Below are 17546 nucleotides of genomic sequence, written 5' to 3'. Positions count from 1 at the left end.
TTTATTTTTAAATTGTTTTTTGTGAGTGGCTGGTAGCAGCGGATTATCTTATGGAAAAATAACGATGATCCGGCAGGAAGTAATTTTTTTTAGCAACCAACCAGGATGAACAATGGAAGAACAGCAATATTAGGTTTACATATTATCCAGTAAAAAATATGAAACCCTATATACCCGTATTCTTTCAAAATGCGTGTTTTTAGGCGCCTTTATTTTTTGTCCTGCCGCATTTTAAAAAGCGAGTAATGGCTCATTCCCTTGCGAGTTTTTTAAAATGCGGCAGGGCGAAAAAGAAAAAGCATAAATCACGCATTTTGAAAGATTACGGGTATATAAGGCCTAGTGCTAAAGATCGTGGCGTTTGCCGCGATCTTTAGCACTGGGGCTTATAATTTTTTTTTTCGGAAATGCTGGCCTCTAAATTGTGGCAGTTGTGTTGGTGACGCCAGGTTGGCTATTTGGGTAAGCGCATGAGTTGGCGCGTAACGACACACAGGGTCGGTTGCACTCGCATCTCCGGTGAGCGCGAAGGCTTGGCAGCGACACCCGCCCCAATCGATTGTTTTTTGAGGACATGTTTTACAAGGCATTGGCATCCAATCGGTGCCTCGATACTGATTAAAGGCAGAAGAGTGTTGCCAAATGTCGAGTAGCGTCTTTTCATGCACGTTTTCAAAGGTGAGCGGCAGTAATTTTGCCATATGACACGGAAGAACTTCACCTTGCGGGTTGATAACCATTAATTTTTGCCCCCATCCACCCATGCAGGGTTTAGGGATAGAGAGCGCATAATCGCTGGGAACATAGTCAATGACTAGATGACCCCGATGTTTTTTTTGCGCCCGGATGATTTCTTGCTCGGCTTTATGGACTTGCTCGGCGGTGGGAAATAGGGCTGCTCGATTCAGATGTGCCCAGCCATGATACTGTGTCATCGCGAGCTCAAGTCTGGGTACTCCCCAATCTAACACTTGTGCCAGTACCTCCGGTAAAGCGTCTATATTTTGTCTGCACATCACCCAATTAATTGTCACGGAAATATTTTCTGTTAATAGCGCGCTCACAGCCCGCGATTTATGTTCAAACGCTTTTTTGTAGCCTGATAAGGTCAAATCATATGCGGTACCAGGCCCTTGTATACTTAATTGAACATGTGGAATGCCGGTTTTTTTTAAATTTTTTGCAACGGTGCTCGTGAGATTGATGCCCGAGGTGATTAGATTTGCATAGACACCCAGATCACTTGCTTTTTGTAACAGGTGTAAAATATTCGGGTACAACAGCGGCTCTCCACCGGAGAAGTGCAGCTGCTGAACCGATAATTGCGCGGCTTGTTCAATTACAGACAACCAGATGTCGGCAGAGAGTTCTTGAGCTTTGCGTATCAACTCAATAGGATTTGAGCAATAAGGGCAGTGCAGGGGGCAGCGATGAGTCAGCTCCAGTAGAATTCCTTTGGGGAAGGCTAGCATGCGCGAATGAATCCTTGGTTTAATAATGTTTGGCAAAGGGAAAAGACATCTTGCTGAATGCGCTTTTTTTGATTGGGATAATGGTGGTATAAATCCGACAGTATATCGGAAAGTGAGCGTTTACCATCTAGCGCTTTGACGAAAATGAAAGCTGTATCACTGAGCTCAAAACTACGCTCAGGGCCTTGTAATCGTTTAAAAGGTACCTCTAACACGATGCCAGAAGGAAGTTGAAATTTGCTGTTGGGTTGTACCAGTGGATCAAAAGCGCCGGGTGGGATCAGGCCAGGCTCTACATAGGCTGCATAGAGAGCATCTGATTGTGACCACAGCACGTCACATTTAAATTGCACGGCATGTAAAACGGCCTCTACTTGTTCCACCGTCTTGGCATGTTTCATAATATAGTTCATCGCGACGGTGGATTTGCCATCGTTTTGTTTTAACCGTTCCGAAAAGTAGCTGAGTGTTTGTTCATCGATAAAATCATAATGCGTTATCATGCCCTTCATGCGAACTTCAATCAATTGTCGGGCGCTCATTTCGGTTAAGGAAGACGCAATGGCCGATAGGATGGAGGCATTTTTTACAAAATGGATGTAACTGTTTACAGCAAAACGTGTTGCAGGTAAAAGGCCTGTGCAGCTTTGTACATAGTCACGTGGTAGATTCAATGCCGTGGTAAGATATAACCATCGTTCTATACCACCTGGCTGTGTGTTATCTCCAGCTTGTTCGATAAGCCGAATGCGCCAAGCTGCGTGTAATTTGTTATCTTTCAGTTTGTCTAGAATAATGGCATCTTTGATTGGGATTTGAGATTGATAATAATATCGATTCAGCGCCCAGGCTTGTAATTGAGCGTGATTTAACTTTCCATTTTGCAGTAGTATTTGAAAAGGATGACGATGATGATACCTTTCTGTCAAAATGGCAAAAATTTCTTTTAACCAAGCTTCTCTCGACATCATAATCTTATCTCCATGCCATCTTCGGCAATTTGCCAGCCGTGTTGCTCTATTTCAAAACGCGCTTTACTGTCTGGTAACCATAACGGGTTGCTGTTATTTATATGAATATAATATTTAGGTTTTTTGAAAAACCGTAAGGCATGCAATGATCCATTTTTACCTGCAATGGGAAGATGCGCCATTGCTGTTCCTGTTTTATTTCGACCCGTACGGACTATCAACTCATTGTTTTCCCAGAGGGTACCATCAAACAATAAGCAATCCGCGTCTTCAATCAGCGTCAATAAAGCGGGGGTAAGTTTGCCACAGCCAGGAATATAGACCAGTTTTTTTTGAGAGACTTTATCTATGATTTGTAAGCCCAGATTATATTCTTTTAATCGGGGTGCGGCGGATAAATACAAGGGTGGTTTACCCGCGACAGGAAAGGCGTGTACTGTTAAATGACCTAATTCAACAGGCGCTTGAAATATCAAGGGAATACGTTCAATCCACTTGGGATTAAGGACTTCAAATAGTGCGTTCTGAGCGATCAGATTCAAGACCGTTTTTGTTGCAAATAAGGACCATGGCGTTTCTTCCCGCAGCATTAAAAGGCCAAGCATATGATCCAAATCTGCATTGGTTAAAAAAACGCCTCGAATAGGAGATTGGCGTCCTGGTAAAGGATGCAGCGCAGGCGTCGCCAGGATTTGCTGTCGGATATCTGGTGAGGCATTGCCAAGATACCAGTTATTATTATCCACTGAAAAAGCAATGCTGGATTGTGTGTTTTGGCGTTTCAGATCACGCCATGCGCCCTGACAAACGTCACAGCGGCAATTCCACTGAGGATAGCCACCGCCAGCCGCCGCGCCTAAAATTTTTATTAAGAGCATTTGGAATTTTGTGCCAATATGCCGCGTGCAGTTGTCATTTGTTTTTTTTGCAGGCGTTGATCCGCGTCATGTATAGGTGCCTTAAGCTCACAGAATGATTGCAGGTTGCTTAAAGCATAGCAATTTATTTCCATGGCCAAGCAAGTTTCAATCATGGTTGGTTTCTGCCATAACATAGCGTCCTCCTTTTTAAAATCTGTCTTTACTATGCGGGCAAGGCATAGGCTATCAGCGTATCACTCAACTTTGTATTAAAAACACCATGCCCGCCAGCAGCAATAACAATGTATTGCCTCCCGTTCCAAGTATAGGTCATCGGGGTTGCAACTGCTGGCGCAGGAAGATGTCCGGTCCATAATTCTTTACCCGTTTCAATGTCATATGCATGAAACTCATGGTCCAGTGTTGCCCCTATAAATAATAGATTGCCTTTGGTAATGATTGGTCCACCAATATTGGGGGAACCCCAGCGACGTAAAGTTTTAAAAGGCCCTTTTTTTACGCGACCAAAAGGGATTTGCCAAACGATATCACCTGTATTGATATTATAGGCAGTAAGTTGCCCCCAGGGTGGAGGGGAGCATGGGGCACCAAAGATAGACATAATTATACCGCGTGACATGCTATAAGGTGCGTCATGGGTCAGTTCCAATTCCCCATAGTTGTTGGTCTGCATTTGTTTTTTATCTTGAGAGACAGGAACTAATTTGACCTTTGCGGCGACGTTCATGGAGTTTATAATGACCCATTGTCTTTCTGCATCATAGGCGATACCACCCCAATTCGAGCCTCCAGCAAAACCCGGAAATTGTAATGATCCCTCGAGACTGGGCGGGGTGAACATGCCTTTATTTTTGAGTGCTTTGATGGCCTTTTTACACAGGCAGCGATCGATGAACATCATCCCCCAGGCATCGTCAGCAGTTAATTTTTGTGCAGCGTAGGGTTTTGGATGCGTAGGGTAGGGCTGAGTAGGGCTTGTGCGTTCACCAGGAACGTCGCTGGCTGGCACCGGTCTTTCTTCGATCGGAAAAAGAGGCTCTCCCGTTTCTCGATGAAAGACAAATAAAAACCCTGTTTTGGTGGATTGCACAACAGCTGGAATGGTTTCACCATTTCGTTTAACTTCTATTAAAGATGGCTGTGCAGGCAGGTCATAATCCCAAAGATCATGGTGTACTATTTGATAGTGCCAACGTGGTTTTCCGGTGTTGGCATCTAATGCGACCGTAGCATTCGCATAGGGAATATCTTCAGTGCGAGCCGCGCCGTAATAATCAGGGCTAGGGCTTGAGGTGGCAATATAAATAAGCTCGCGTTCAGCATCGACTGAAATTGGTGCCCATGTATTGGCAGCACCGGTTTTATCTCTTAAATGCTCAGGAATTGGATCAAATTCCCATACAAGTTGTCCAGTAATGGCATCAAAAGCACGCACAAAGCCATTAACACTGTTTGCAAACGTATTATCCCCGATACTGGCCCCCATGATCACCAGATTTTTGTAAATAGCAGGCGGGGAGATGAAATCCAGCATTTTCTTGCCATGATTCTGCATTTTGTTTGTATCGATTTGACCCGCATCACCAAAGTCAATACAGGGTATACCCGTGTCGGCATCCAGCGCCACCAACCGGCCATCCATAAGACCTGAAAAAATACGTTTTTTACAAGCGTTTGAATCATTATCTGTAGATGTTCCCTCCCAATAAGCAAGCCCACGACATTTAAGCGCGCCCTCTAAGCTATAATGTCTGTCTACTTTAGGGTCAAATTGCCATTGCAAGGTACCATTACCAGGGTGGAGCGCTAATACACGATTAAAAGGGGTGCACACATATAAAAGATCATTAACCATTAATGGCGTGGCTTCAAAAGCAGTTTTTGGCGCGGCATGGGACACATCCCCTGTATGGTATGTCCAGGCTTCTTTTAATTGGCTCACATTGGTTCGGTTAATTTGATCCAGCGTGCTATAACGCGTTCCACCGGCATCATTTCCATAATGAGGCCATATGACGTCTTGGTCAGCGGAAAGCAAAGAGCTATTTTCGTGATTTTTGGTCTTCGTCATTATCGTAACCAGGCAGGCATATTTCGTTATTTATTATGGGCTTGTTATTACGATCATGTCAAATATGGCCGTACCGTACTGCAAATTGCAAATTGGTTGACAAGCGTAGATGCCTATTCCATGATTGGGTCATGATGAAGTCACGAACAAGTCAAGAAATATGGAACAACACAAGAATTTTCCTTATTTGGGCAGTAAATACCCGGGTCTAGCTAATTGGATTCTACTCATTGGGATGACTCTTGCAGTCGGGATTGCTGTGATCGATGCTGTAACGGTGACCATGGCTTTACCTCATATTCGCTCATCCTTAGGGCTATCACTCACGGCCTCGCAATGGATAAACACCATTGAAATATCTTGTATCGCTATATTTTTGATTCCGTGTGGTCGTGTTGCTGATCTTTTCGATACACGACGTGTCTGGCTGTATGGCGCGCTGCTTTATGGTATTGCCACGCTTGCAGCAGGGTTGGCGTTTGCCGACTGGTGGATTTTTTTGGCACGGGCTCTACAAGGGTTTGGGATAGCACTCATTATACCTGCGACTTATGCCATGATTCGCAAGCGATTTTCGTTGGAACAACGTGGATTTGCTATCGGTGTATTAAGTAGCGGTCTTGCGCTTTGTACATTTTTAGCGCCTTATACTACTGAATGGTTGATGTCGCATTTAGGTTGGCGCTGGATCTTTTTCATCATGCTCCCGTTTTTGATTGTGGGCTCTTTTCTATTTGTGATTGCATCTCAACGTCACGATATTGAGGATAACCCGCTGTCTTTGAAACGGTTGGATATTCCAGGAACCTTGCTTTTCGCGATTTTTATCATCAGCCTTCAGTATACATTGTTACAGGCTCCAACCAGTGGGTTTGGATGGATTGCGATTAGCGCCGTCATTGTCGGTGTTGTGAGCGCTCTTGGTTTTTGGAAAGTAGAAACCAACCGCGCTGACCCGATGATTGACTTTTCCTTGTTCAAAAACCCGGTCGTGACCGGCGCGCTTTTTGCGAAGTGTATTGGCTTTTATTTGACCCTTGGGCCGTTTTTCTATTTACTTGTCTATCTGCAAGCGGTTCAGGGTAGGTCGGTTTCTACTATAGGCCTTCTTCTTATGGTAGGGTCGATTGGGGGGCTTCCTGCAGGACTCATTACTGGGTATCTGGTTAGCAAAATTGGCAGTTTAATCCCACTGACAGTCGCGGCGTTAAGCGTGATTGCTTCTGTATTGACACTGGGCTTTTTTCTGGAGCCGAATTCCAGCATTTGGTGGTTCATCCTCCCTCTGCTTTTACTAACCAATACTGCCGCGCCGGCTGTTGATGTCGTCGCTCAAATTGTCGCGTTGAATGCTGTTCCCAAAGATATTGCTGGTCGAGTCGCGGCAACCATTGGTGTTGCAGAGAAGTTATGGACAAGTCTCGGTATCGCGATTACGCCTGTCTTGATAAATCTATTTATTGGTAGTGATCTCAAGACCGTTGTAGACGGGCTCCATATGACTATTTCCTCTCATGGCCTCAGTCGTATAAAAGCCGGGGTTGTTAGTTTGACAACGCCTTTAGCTGATTTCGGCAAATCAGGTGGAATTTCTCAGGAAGCCGGGATAGAACTGGTGCGAGATGCTTTCACTAGATCTTTGGGCCATATGATGTTGGTTACAGCCTGTATCCTTACAACGGCTTTTATCATTTCGTTTGTGTTAATTCGGCGTGGCCAATCTAAAAGCCATCAGCAAGAGCACGAAGTCAAGCAAATATAGCCCGCGTTTCCATGTTATTGGTAGGTAATGAGACCACATTTTATGGTTACCAGACAGTAAAGCGCGTTTTGAAATAGAGCAACACGGCTGGCAAGTTGCTGAAGATGGCATGGAGATAAGATTATCATGTCGAGAGAAGCCTGGTTAAAAGAAATTTTTGCGATTTTGACAGAAAGGCATCATCATCGTCATCCTTTTCAATTACTACTGTAAAATGGAAAGTTAAATCACGCTCAATTACAAGCCTGGGCGCTGAAGCGATATTATTATCAATCTCAAATCTCAAATCTCAAATCTCAAATCTCAAATCTCAATTAAAGATTGCCGTTATTCTAGATAAACTGAAAGATAACAAATTACACGAAGCTAGGCGCATTCGGCTTATCGAACAAGCTGGAGATCGTTGTCTTTTTTCGAAGAGGCATTTGGTTTAAACACTCGTTTCATTCATGAATCTGGTTATGGAGAATTAGAAACAGGTGAAGCCATCCAGGCTTTTGCTTCTCACGATTTAGGATCAAACCATCTTTCTAGTGGCTACATAGCTGCCGACTAATCTATTAAACCACTTGGGGGTGGAAATTGCCTTAATTACTGACTCGGTTATTCAGGCACATGCTCATGCTGTAGCCGTAGGCGCGACGCCTCTCCTAGAATCCATAGAAAAACCTTGGGGACAAATAGTATCTTATATTCGTTGTGCAGACGGCACTTTAGTCGAACTATGTTCACCCTTATTGGCCTAGGAATTTGTAATGTCTTCTAAACAAAGCACTGTTGATTTTATTCTTGAGCAAATTACAAATGCAGGAACAGTTTATGCAAAAAAATGTTTGGGGAATATGCCATTTACTGTGACGATAAAGTAATAGCTTTAGTTTGTGATGATCAGCTGTTTGTTAAACCAACCAAGGCAGGCAAGGCTTTTATTACTAATTATATTGAAGGGCATCCATACGCTGGCGCAAAACCATATTTATTAATTTCGGGGGAAATATGGGATGAAAGTGAGTGGCTAACGAAGCTCATTCAAATTACTGCCTCAGAATTACCATTGACAAAAAAGAAGGCTTCTAGCTGGAAGCGTATAAAATATAATATGCTTCCCAAAGGGAACCTTCCTTAGCGTACGTTTTCGTACCATTGGACTTCAAACTCCATAACCAAGATGTGTTGAGATGATTTTCTGTATGGGCACTCCCAGATGGTAAAAATGCAGGATTTTCTCTCTATCCTGATCGAGACTGTAGATAAAATTAGCCAATGAATAAATTAGGCAACGTATATCTTCTTTTAATCAATAAAATTAATTGGGTAGATGCCTATCTATAGAATCTGCCTAATTACCTAAAATTGTTCTCATTAGATTGACTGCGATTCGCATTTGCCCGTTTCTGTCATTTAACCCAAATATACCCATTCCACCTGAAAAATTCAGTATCTTCCGGTGGAATGGGTATAGACGTCGCCTCCCGAATTTCCGCGATACCCCCCAAGCCATTACCATTCTATAATTGTTCCCTCATGGCTCCACAAGACGTCGGCGTGACTGTTGTTTTTATGTTGTTCGATTATAGACAACATTCTTCTAACACTTTCTTCTGGCTCAAGCGCACCTTTTTCCCCGCCCATGTCAGTTTTTACCCATCCTGGGTGTAATAACATGACATTGATATTGTCTTTTGCAACATCAATGGCAAAGGATCGCATTGCGCAATTTAGGGCCGCTTTGCTGGTGCGGTAAGCGTAGCTTCGCCCCCGCTCGTTATCGCTAATGCTTCCCATGCGAGAACTGATACAGACGATTAATTTATCTTGACTTTTGGACACTTGTGGCAAAAACGCTTCAGAAACTTTAAGCGCGCTGAGGCAATTGACTTCAAAGACGTTTAAAAAGTTGTCCCGCTCAATATTGCCAACAGTAACCCCTTGCTCACCACTAATACCAGCGTTGTTAATTAACCAGTCTATAGGGGTGTCGCTTAATTCATCAGCAAGTCTTTGAATATTATTGTCATCAGTAATATCTAAGGTTTTGATGCTAACCTGTTCATGAGATTGGCTAAGCTCTTGTAATGATTTGGCTTCATCGGGATTTCGACACGTCGCAAATACTGTAAATCCACAGTCAGATAATGCTTTGACAAAAGCAAAGCCTATGCCACGATTGGCCCCAGTTATGAGTGCTCGTTTCATAAAATAACTTCCTGTTCTGTATTGGTTTAATTAAAGAGACTTCAACTATACTCGTTTAAAACGCTACTGAGAGTGTAGCTGAATAAATGAAATGCACAATGAAAACGGTGGTTGATCTCCACCAACAACCGTTAAGAACAAGGAATTTACCGTTAACTGGACATTGGCCATTGTTACAAAATTGTTTAACAAGGCGTCCTTGCGAGCGCTAGCGAAGCAATCCAGTTCAGTACGCTTATTAAAAAATCGTTCTGGATCGCTTCACTTTGTTCGCAAAGACGACACTTTCAGGCTCATTTTTAAAAAAGACCAAAGTCCAACGTTAAGGCAAATGGTAATAAGGGTTAGGGAGTTTAAACGTTTTTTCGGCAAAGCCGCCTTTTAAGTCACTGATTTGATCACCAATCGACGCGATAATGGTATATCCTTTGCGCTCAATGGCTTCACGGGCTTTAGATTTGAAAGGGATAATAGAAGGTCGTGAATAATTATCTGGCTTAAGATATAAACCAGACCAAGTGTTAAATCCAGCACGCTTTAAATTCTTACTCGTAGCATTGCGTTCCGATTCTTTGCGCCCAGTCACAAAAAACACTTTAATATCGTGTTTTAAAGCATCATGATACAACGACAGGATGGGCTTAATCGCGGGAGCATCAGCGGCCATAATTTCACGATGTAATTGAACTTTTGTAGCGATGAAATGACGAGCAGCCATCTTGTCATAATTGGTTAAACTGGTTTCATCAATATCAAGAACTAGAGCCAACTTTTGTGGATGATGCGTTTTGGCGTTAAGTTCGGCGCGCTTGTTGATATATTCCCGAGCTTGTTCTACAACGCCAATAACTTCATTATCGTAATCGCCATTATCATGATAGGCTTTGACTTCATGCATTAAGAGATGAAGATTAGCTGGCTCGGCGTGAACATTGACGTGAATGAAGGCCGATAACAAAATGGCAAATAAAGTTCGCGTTAAGATCGGAAAGTTAGTCATACAAAATCCACTTATGTCAAGATCTCGCATTATAAGGATCTGTGCATGATTGTCAACCGCCCATTATGGACAAAATATGCCCTTCGATCCTTGGGCTCTGTACATGACAGGTTTTTTGTCATTTACAGAGATCCTTGGGTACAAAAACTAGTCATGATGATCTTATTCAGGTATCATTAGCAGTTTACTTTAAATAGAACCAATTAGGTACTATATTATAAATATATAAATTAAGACTTAATTGGTACTAGATTGTTTTAAGTAGGGGTGGTATGCTTCGCATCAGCAAATTAGCCGATTATGGAACAGTCGTCATGGTGTATCTTGCCAAACGCGTAGACCACGTTTGTAATGCGCGAGATATAGCTGCCCATACCCATTTAACAGTTCCTACGGTCAGTAAATTACTAAAACGTTTGACCGCGGCTGGATTATTAACATCCAATCGCGGCGTTGCCGGAGGGTATCGCTTACAGCGATCTGCAGCAGATATTTCTGTGGCTGAAATTATTTATGCCCTGGAAGAACATCGTGGTCTAACGGAATGCAGCACGGAGCCGAATGAATGTTCGCTGCAAGGCGTATGCCATGTTCAAAGCAACTGGCGATTAATCGGCCATGCAATTGAATCTGCCTTAGAAAGCGTCAGCCTTGAAGATTTAGCAAGGCCTGGTTTGAAATCCGTCAACGTGGACCCTATCAAACGGCTAAGCACTGGAGTTACAAGTGGCTAAAAATAACGCGCAAATCAATTCTCTGCTGGAACGGGAATATCAACATGGGTTTGTAACCGATATTGATGTCGAAACGTTTCCCCCTGGCTTGGATGAGGACGTTATCCGTCGTATTTCAGCAATTAAAGGTGAGCCAGAGTTTTTGTTGGAATGGCGACTGAAAGCATTTCAACACTGGAAAACGATGAAACATCCGAAGTGGTCTAGTGTTCACTATCCGCCTGTGGATTATCAGGCTATTTCCTATTATTCAGCACCTAAAAGTAAAACGGATGGCCCTAAGAGCCTAGATGAAGTTGATCCAGAATTACTACGCACCTATGAAAAATTAGGCATTCCTTTGCGTGAGCAGGAAATGTTAGCAGGGGTTGCGGTGGATGCGGTGTTTGACAGTGTCTCAGTCGCAACGACGTTTAAGGAGAAATTGGCTGAGAAGGGTGTGATTTTTTCTCCACTTTCTGAAGCGGTGAAAACCCATCCCGATTTGGTTCGGCAGTACTTAGGCTCCGTGGTTTCTTATCGTGATAACTTTTATGCGGCTTTAAACTCAGCGGTGTTTAGTGATGGTTCTTTTGTCTATATCCCCAAAGGGGTGCGATGCCCAATGGAGTTATCCACTTATTTTCGCATCAATGCGGCATCGACGGGCCAATTTGAACGCACCTTAATTGTTGCCGATTGCGACAGTTACGTCTCTTACCTTGAGGGGTGTACCGCTCCTATGCGTGATGAAAATCAACTTCATGCAGCGGTCGTTGAGCTAGTCGCGCTTGATGGCGCACAGATTAAATATTCTACGGTACAAAATTGGTATCCTGGCGATAAAGAAGGCAAAGGCGGAATTTATAACTTTGTTACAAAACGTGGCGCTTGTCGCGGCAAACGTTCCAAAATATCCTGGACTCAAATCGAAACGGGTTCTGCTATTACTTGGAAATACCCAAGTGTTATCTTGCAAGGCGATGAATCGGTCGGTGAGTTTTATTCCGTTGCGGTGACTAACAATTTTCAGCAGGCCGATACGGGTACTAAAATGATTCACATCGGTAAGAATACCCGCTCAACCATTATTTCAAAAGGCATTAGCGCGGGTCGTTCTCATAACGCTTATCGCGGTTTGGTTCGCATAGCACCCACGGCAACCAATGCTCGTAACTACACACAGTGCGATTCAATGCTGATGGGTAGTGAATGTTCTGCACACACGTTTCCGTATATTGAAGTTAAACATCCCACCGCTCAAGTTGAGCATGAAGCCACTACCTCAAAAATTAGTGAAGATCAGCTGTTTTATTGCCAACAGCGCGGAATTGATACCGAAGATGCGGTATCTATGATCGTCAATGGTTTTTGTAAGCAAGTGTTAAAAGAATTACCGATGGAATTTGCGGTGGAAGCCACGAAATTATTAGGTATTAGTTTGGAAGGGGCAGTAGGGTAATGTTATCAATTAAGCAGTTAAACGTAGCGATAAATGAACAGCCAATTTTAAAGGGAATTAATCTTGAAGTTGAGGCTGGAGAAGTGCATGCCATTATGGGACCTAATGGCTCTGGTAAAAGCACTTTGTCTAAAGTATTGGCTGGTCATCCGGCTTATGAAGTGCAAAGTGGGGAAATAATCTATCAAGGTAAAGATCTATTGCCTTTAGATCCCGCTCTGCGCGCCCAGGCTGGGATTTTTATGTCGTTTCAATACCCCGTCGAAATTCCTGGGGTTACCAATATTAATTTCTTAAAAGCATCGGTTAATGCCGTTCGTAAAGGGCAAGGCAAAAAGCCAATGGATGCGATTGAGTTTTTAAGCTATATCCGGGCTAAGTGTCAATTGTTGGATATGGATGAAAGCTTTTTATACCGCAGCATCAACGAAGGGTTTTCAGGCGGCGAAAAAAAGCGGAATGAAATATTGCAAATGGCCGCCTTAGAACCAAAGCTTGCGGTGCTTGATGAAACCGATTCAGGTCTTGATATTGATGCGTTACGAATTATCTCAGAAGGTGTAAACGCTATGCGCGGTAAAGATCGCGCCATTATTCTAGTGACTCATTATCAACGACTCTTAAATTATATTGAGCCAGATTACATTCATGTTTTAGCCAATGGCCGAATTATTAAATCAGGGGATAAATCTTTGGCCTTGGAGCTAGAAGATAAAGGCTATAGCTGGCTTGAGGAGACGGAGCAGGCATGAGCGAACAGTTAGAGTTCTATCAGCAGCAGGCCAAGTCAAAACGATCGACCATTCCCTGGCTTGCCACTTTGCAGGCCAATGCCCTGGCTGAGTTTGCGCGCATGGGATTTCCAATGCGCCATCATGAGGAGTGGAAATATACGGGTCTAGATTCGTTTTTAACGCAGGAATTTAAGGTCTCTAAATCCCCAAAGTTGTCTGCAAAGTCAATTGAACAAGATATTCCAGCAGAACTAAGCGTGGCTATTGTCGACGGTGAGCTATTAGGTCTTGAGGCCTTGCAAGCTAAGCTTCCAACAGGGGTGATCATTAAGCCCTTGGCACAGGCATTACATGAGCACCAGGATAAGGTTGAACCATATTTGGGACAAATTTTACCGCACGATCATGCGTTTCAAGCGCTTAATACTGCCATCATGCAAAGCGGCTTATTCATTTATCTTCCAAAAGGCGTTGAGGTTGAACAAACGCTCTTATTGACCCATGTTCAACAAGAAGAACAACAAGCCGTTTATCTTCGTCATCTTGTCGTTGCTGAATCAGGAAGTCGAATTAGTCTCATTGAAGATTATCAAGGATCGGATGAGACTAGCTACTTTACTAACACCATGACTGAAATTTTTGCATCTCAACACGCGCACGTGAAGCATTATAAAATTCAGCGTGAGAGTAAGATGGCGTATCATATTGGCCATTTAGCGGTGTTACAGAGTGCGCATAGTCGAGTGGATAGCCACTCGTTTAGCGTTGGCGGAAAGCTCGTTCGAAGCGATGTAACGGTACGTTTGAATGCTTCTAAAGCGCGTTGCTTAATGAATGGTATTTATGCACCAGGCGAAGGTCAGCATATTGATCATCACACCCTCGTTGAACACAATGTTTCGGACTGTCAAAGTGAGCAAGATTATAAAGGAATTTTATCAGGCCGCGCTCGTGCTGTGTTTAACGGTAAAGTTAAGGTCGCCAAAGACGCACAACATACGGTTGCTAAGCAGCAAAATAAAAATATTTTATTGTCAGCAAACGCAGAAGTGGATACTAAACCTCAACTGGAAATTTTTGCCGATGACGTGGTGTGTACTCATGGTGCGACCGTTGGGCAATTGGATGAAGACGCTCTATTTTATCTAGCCACTCGCGGTATTGAGCGCAGTGAAGCTAGCCGCTACTTAGTTCATGCGTTTGCGGCAGAAAATCTACAATTGGTAGATCAGCCGAAATTGGCTGAGTGGATGAAAAAACGTTTAACACGGCATCTGGGATGAAACCATGACAAAACTAACAGTGGAAGAAATCAGACGAGATTTCCCAGCGTTGAATCAAGAGATTAATGGCAATCCATTAATTTATCTTGATAACGCAGCAACGACTCAAAAACCCAAAGCAGTGATCGATGCCATCTCTGATTTTTACACATACGATAATTCCAATGTGCATCGCAGCGTACATGCTTTGAGCGTTCGTGCTACGCAAAAATTTGAAGCCGCACGCGATAAAATTAAACGATTCATCGGAGCAAAGCATGCGCATGAATGCGTATTTGTTCGCGGCACCACCGAAGCCATTAATATGGTCGCGCAAAGTTTTGTCGCGCCACGAATCGAGCCGGGCGAAGAAATTTTAATCACTTACATGGAGCATCATTCTAATATTGTTCCCTGGCAAATGGTGTGTAAAAAAACCGGCGCGCTATTACAGGTGGCTCCCATTTCCCTGGATGGCGAACTATTGCTGGATGAGTTTGAAAAAAAATTATCCGCCAACACCAAGTTTGTTGCCATTAATTATGCCTCAAACGCGTTGGGTACCATCAACCCCATTAAGCAAATGATTGAAATGGCGCATGCTCATGGAGCGCTTGTGCTTTTAGATGGTGCGCAGGCTACAGCCCATCTTCCAGTGGATGTTCAAGCGTTGGACTGTGATTTTTATGCTTTTTCTGGCCATAAAATGTATGGCCCAACGGGCATCGGGGTGCTCTGGGCAAAGGAACACTTATTAAATGACATGGCTCCTTACCAAGGGGGTGGTGAAATGATTAATTACGTGACGTTTGCGTCTACGGATTATGCCCCTTTGCCGTATAAATTTGAAGCAGGTACCCCAAACATTGCGGGAGCTATTGGCTTGGGAGCGGCGATAGATTATTTATGGTCGCTAGACATGGACGCTGTGGTGGCTTATGAAAAGAAATTGTTGGATTACGCAACTGATGCGATTCGCTCCGTTAAAGGCTTTAACCTTATAGGCACCGCTAGCGATAAGGTTCCTATTGTTTCTTTCGTGCATGGTACAATTCATTCGCACGATATTGGGACCATTATGGATAGTGAAGGCATTGCCATTCGTAGTGGGCATCATTGCGCTATGCCTTTGATGGAGTTTTATGACGTTCCAGCGACCACCCGCATTTCAATGTCTTTTTACAACACCGAGCATGAGATTGATCAATGTGTGAAGGCATTGCATCGAGTTAAAGAGGTATTTGGCTAATGGATTTACGCGAACTGTATCAAGAGATCATCATTGATCATAACCGTAACCCAAGAAATCACCATGAAATGGAGAACCCAACCTGTCAGGCTAAAGGGTATAATCCACTTTGTGGCGATAAACTGACCGTTTATCTCCATCTTGAAAACCAAGTAATTACTGATATTAGTTTTTTAGGTTGTGGATGCGCCATTTCCCAAGCCTCCGCTTCGTTAATGACGGAGGTGCTTTGTGGTAAAACGGTCGCAGAGGCCCATGAATTATTTAAACGCTTTCACCATATGTTGACGGTCGAAGACGATCCCTCTCCAGAAACGTTGGATAAATTAGCCGTCATGGCTGGTGTGCGTACCTTTCCTGCACGGGTGAAGTGCGCAACGCTCGCTTGGCATACGCTTGAAAGCGCTTTAAAGCATGAACATAGTACGGTTTCAACGGAGTAAGTCATGTTAGGATTTAAAAAAAAGCAGGATAAAAAAGCAACGCTTGAAGCTGCGGTCATTGCCGCGCTCAAAACGGTCTTCGATCCTGAAATCCCCGTTAACATCTATGACTTAGGGTTAATCTATGACGTGAACATCGATGATGAACACCATGTTCAGATCAACATGACGTTAACGTCTCCGGGATGCCCTGTTGCTCAAACCTTTCCTGGAACGGTTGAACAAGCCGTGAATCAAGTTGAAGACGTCAATGATTGCACTGTAGAGTTAGTCTGGGACCCGCCTTGGACACAAGAGCGTATGAGCGAAGCCGCACGACTAGAACTAGGCATGTTTTATTAAATTTAGTGTAACGCCAATCCCTATGAACCACAACGCACCCGCTTGGCAACCTTCTGCCACCATGGAGACCCTACGAAAACGCGCTCAAATGATGGCTGACATCCGCGATTTTTTTACGAAACGGGGATATCTTGAGGTTGAAACCCCCGCCATGGGGCGTTATGGGGTCACGGATGTGTACTTGAGCAATATTCAAGCTCATTTTCGTGGAACGCCTTATTTTTTTCAGACGTCCCCTGAATATCATATGAAGCGATTGCTTGCTGCTGGAAGTGGTCCAATTTTTCAATTGGCTCGTGTGTTTCGTGATGATGAACTCGGACGTTGGCATAATCCAGAGTTTACCTTACTGGAATGGTATCAGCTTGGCGTTGATCACCACGGTCTTATGGACGAAATGGATGCGTTTTTACAAACACTCTTACATGCAGAACCGTTGCAAAAAATGACTTATCGCGATGCCTTTCAGCATGCGTGTGGCTTAGATCCCTTCGAATCTAGTATTTGCGACTTTCGAAATTATTTAATTCAACAAGACTTAGATACGGTTTTAGACTCTGATGAAATGGAACGCGATCAATTTTTATTTTTACTCATGAGCCATCGCGTTGAACCTTATCTTGCTCAGTTTAACAGTCCTATTGCGCTCTATGATTTCCCTGCGTCTCAAGCGGCATTAGCAAAAGTCAATCAGGGCGTTGCCGAGCGTTTTGAAATTTATTTTAAAGGGGTGGAGCTTGCCAATGGGTTTCATGAACTTGTGGATCCTGAGTCGCAGCGATTACGCTTTGAGGAAGACAGAATCAAGCGAAAAGCACTAGGACTAGCCATGCCAACCCCTGATCCTTGCCTTTTAGATGCGTTAGAATCTGGCCTGCCAGCCTGCAGTGGTGTGGCGTTAGGGATAGACAGATTATTGGCGTTATTGCTTAAGGAATCTTCAATATCAAAGGTTATGACGTTTGATATTTCAAGCGCATAGTGTAAC

The 17546-nt window shown here is 43.6% G+C and carries 18 protein-coding genes; 11 read left to right on the top strand and 7 right to left on the bottom strand.

The features are described 5' to 3' along the window. Positions 1–386: 386 nt before the first annotated feature. From pqqE to E1O47_RS05875, 5 genes are read right to left on the bottom strand one after another with little or no spacing between them, the layout of a single operon-like run. Positions 387–1472, bottom strand: coding sequence for a pyrroloquinoline quinone biosynthesis protein PqqE (pqqE, locus tag E1O47_RS05895; RefSeq protein ID WP_133130341.1), 1086 nt, complete (start codon positions 1470–1472; stop codon positions 387–389). Further along, positions 1466–2443: a pyrroloquinoline-quinone synthase PqqC gene (pqqC, locus tag E1O47_RS05890; RefSeq protein ID WP_165475045.1), complete on the bottom strand. Its 978-nt coding sequence runs from the start codon at positions 2441–2443 to the stop codon at positions 1466–1468. Before pqqC ends, pqqE begins: the two co-directional genes overlap by 7 nt. Next, complete coding sequence (pqqB, locus tag E1O47_RS05885) at positions 2440–3321, bottom strand: pyrroloquinoline quinone biosynthesis protein PqqB (RefSeq protein WP_133130340.1); 882 nt, start codon at positions 3319–3321, stop codon at positions 2440–2442. Before pqqB ends, pqqC begins: the two co-directional genes overlap by 4 nt. Continuing rightward, a complete protein-coding gene (pqqA, locus tag E1O47_RS12695) occupies positions 3312–3497 on the bottom strand; it encodes a pyrroloquinoline quinone precursor peptide PqqA (protein WP_133130339.1) in 186 nt (61 codons plus the stop codon). The genes pqqB and pqqA overlap by 10 nt, the downstream gene beginning before the upstream one ends. Positions 3498–3526: 29 nt before the next feature. After that, positions 3527–5395 (bottom strand): pyrroloquinoline quinone-dependent dehydrogenase, encoded by a 1869-nt coding sequence (locus E1O47_RS05875; RefSeq protein ID WP_133130338.1) that lies wholly within the window; start codon positions 5393–5395, stop codon positions 3527–3529. A 160-nt stretch (positions 5396–5555) separates the two neighbouring features. Between E1O47_RS05875 and E1O47_RS05870 the strand changes: the two genes are divergently transcribed. The 3 genes from E1O47_RS05870 (at position 5556) to E1O47_RS05860 (ending at position 8283) form a co-directional block, all read left to right on the top strand. Continuing rightward, entirely contained in the window at positions 5556–7157 is a 1602-nt protein-coding gene (locus E1O47_RS05870; protein WP_133130337.1) for an MFS transporter, read from the top strand. Between the two features lie 403 nt (positions 7158–7560). After that, positions 7561–7713: a VOC family protein gene (locus tag E1O47_RS12415; protein WP_207384295.1), complete on the top strand. Its 153-nt coding sequence runs from the start codon at positions 7561–7563 to the stop codon at positions 7711–7713. Between the two features lie 273 nt (positions 7714–7986). Beyond that, on the top strand, positions 7987–8283 hold the full coding sequence (locus tag E1O47_RS05860) for a TfoX/Sxy family protein (RefSeq protein WP_242602029.1): 297 nt from the start codon (positions 7987–7989) through the stop codon (positions 8281–8283). A 374-nt stretch (positions 8284–8657) separates the two neighbouring features. On the opposite strand, the gene E1O47_RS05850 is transcribed toward E1O47_RS05860, so the two are convergent. Both E1O47_RS05850 and E1O47_RS05845 read right to left on the bottom strand, forming a co-directional pair. After that, a complete protein-coding gene (locus E1O47_RS05850; protein ID WP_133130336.1) occupies positions 8658–9353 on the bottom strand; it encodes an SDR family oxidoreductase in 696 nt (231 codons plus the stop codon). A 322-nt stretch (positions 9354–9675) separates the two neighbouring features. Beyond that, positions 9676–10353 (bottom strand): HAD family acid phosphatase, encoded by a 678-nt coding sequence (locus E1O47_RS05845; RefSeq protein WP_133130335.1) that lies wholly within the window; start codon positions 10351–10353, stop codon positions 9676–9678. Positions 10354–10625: 272 nt separating this feature from the next. Here E1O47_RS05845 and E1O47_RS05840 point away from each other — a divergent pair, with 272 nt between their 5' ends. Genes E1O47_RS05840 through epmA form a run of 8 tightly spaced genes read left to right on the top strand, consistent with a single transcriptional unit; the run spans position 10626 to position 17540 of the window. Next, positions 10626–11087, top strand: a complete 462-nt coding sequence (locus E1O47_RS05840) for an SUF system Fe-S cluster assembly regulator (RefSeq protein ID WP_133130334.1) — start codon at positions 10626–10628, stop codon at positions 11085–11087. After that, positions 11080–12528, top strand: a complete 1449-nt coding sequence (gene sufB / locus E1O47_RS05835) for a Fe-S cluster assembly protein SufB (RefSeq protein ID WP_133130333.1) — start codon at positions 11080–11082, stop codon at positions 12526–12528. Before E1O47_RS05840 ends, sufB begins: the two co-directional genes overlap by 8 nt. Further along, positions 12528–13280, top strand: a complete 753-nt coding sequence (gene sufC / locus E1O47_RS05830) for a Fe-S cluster assembly ATPase SufC (RefSeq protein WP_133130332.1) — start codon at positions 12528–12530, stop codon at positions 13278–13280. The genes sufB and sufC overlap by 1 nt, the downstream gene beginning before the upstream one ends. Then, positions 13277–14545 carry a Fe-S cluster assembly protein SufD gene (sufD, locus tag E1O47_RS05825; RefSeq protein WP_133130331.1) on the top strand — a complete coding sequence of 423 codons (1269 nt, stop codon included), beginning with the start codon at positions 13277–13279 and terminating at the stop codon, positions 14543–14545. The genes sufC and sufD overlap by 4 nt, the downstream gene beginning before the upstream one ends. Positions 14546–14549: 4 nt before the next feature. After that, positions 14550–15773, top strand: coding sequence for a cysteine desulfurase (locus tag E1O47_RS05820; protein WP_133130330.1), 1224 nt, complete (start codon positions 14550–14552; stop codon positions 15771–15773). After that, positions 15773–16216 (top strand): Fe-S cluster assembly sulfur transfer protein SufU, encoded by a 444-nt coding sequence (gene sufU / locus E1O47_RS05815; RefSeq protein WP_133130329.1) that lies wholly within the window; start codon positions 15773–15775, stop codon positions 16214–16216. The genes E1O47_RS05820 and sufU overlap by 1 nt, the downstream gene beginning before the upstream one ends. A 3-nt stretch (positions 16217–16219) precedes the next feature. Then, a complete protein-coding gene (locus E1O47_RS05810) occupies positions 16220–16558 on the top strand; it encodes an SUF system Fe-S cluster assembly protein (protein ID WP_133130328.1) in 339 nt (112 codons plus the stop codon). 22 nt (positions 16559–16580) lie between these two features. Further along, entirely contained in the window at positions 16581–17540 is a 960-nt protein-coding gene (epmA, locus tag E1O47_RS05805) for an elongation factor P--(R)-beta-lysine ligase (protein WP_133130327.1), read from the top strand. Positions 17541–17546: the final 6 nt, after the last annotated feature.

Origin of the sequence: Legionella yabuuchiae (assembly GCF_900640115.1) — a bacterium.
Classification (GTDB): domain Bacteria; phylum Pseudomonadota; class Gammaproteobacteria; order Legionellales; family Legionellaceae; genus Legionella_A; species Legionella_A yabuuchiae.
This window is presented reverse-complemented; position numbering and strand designations above follow the sequence as displayed.

Bases quoted from the DNA above. Each gene is read 5' to 3' on its own strand.
- sufD (WP_133130331.1), top strand. From the start codon at position 13,277: ATGAGCGAACAGTTAGAGTTCTATCAGCAGCAGGCCAAGTCAAAACGA.
- pqqB (WP_133130340.1), bottom strand. From the start codon at position 3,321: ATGCTCTTAATAAAAATTTTAGGCGCGGCGGCTGGCGGTGGCTATCCT.
- E1O47_RS05820 (WP_133130330.1), top strand. From the start codon at position 14,550: ATGACAAAACTAACAGTGGAAGAAATCAGACGAGATTTCCCAGCGTTG.
- sufU (WP_133130329.1), top strand. From the start codon at position 15,773: ATGGATTTACGCGAACTGTATCAAGAGATCATCATTGATCATAACCGT.
- E1O47_RS05840 (WP_133130334.1), top strand. From the start codon at position 10,626: ATGCTTCGCATCAGCAAATTAGCCGATTATGGAACAGTCGTCATGGTG.
- E1O47_RS05875 (WP_133130338.1), bottom strand. From the start codon at position 5,395: ATGACGAAGACCAAAAATCACGAAAATAGCTCTTTGCTTTCCGCTGAC.
- pqqC (WP_165475045.1), bottom strand. From the start codon at position 2,443: ATGATGTCGAGAGAAGCTTGGTTAAAAGAAATTTTTGCCATTTTGACA.
- sufC (WP_133130332.1), top strand. From the start codon at position 12,528: ATGTTATCAATTAAGCAGTTAAACGTAGCGATAAATGAACAGCCAATT.
- E1O47_RS05870 (WP_133130337.1), top strand. From the start codon at position 5,556: ATGGAACAACACAAGAATTTTCCTTATTTGGGCAGTAAATACCCGGGT.
- E1O47_RS05860 (WP_242602029.1), top strand. From the start codon at position 7,987: ATGTTTGGGGAATATGCCATTTACTGTGACGATAAAGTAATAGCTTTA.
- E1O47_RS05850 (WP_133130336.1), bottom strand. From the start codon at position 9,353: ATGAAACGAGCACTCATAACTGGGGCCAATCGTGGCATAGGCTTTGCT.
- pqqA (WP_133130339.1), bottom strand. From the start codon at position 3,497: ATGTTATGGCAGAAACCAACCATGATTGAAACTTGCTTGGCCATGGAA.
- epmA (WP_133130327.1), top strand. From the start codon at position 16,581: ATGAACCACAACGCACCCGCTTGGCAACCTTCTGCCACCATGGAGACC.
- E1O47_RS05810 (WP_133130328.1), top strand. From the start codon at position 16,220: ATGTTAGGATTTAAAAAAAAGCAGGATAAAAAAGCAACGCTTGAAGCT.
- pqqE (WP_133130341.1), bottom strand. From the start codon at position 1,472: ATGCTAGCCTTCCCCAAAGGAATTCTACTGGAGCTGACTCATCGCTGC.
- E1O47_RS05845 (WP_133130335.1), bottom strand. From the start codon at position 10,353: ATGACTAACTTTCCGATCTTAACGCGAACTTTATTTGCCATTTTGTTA.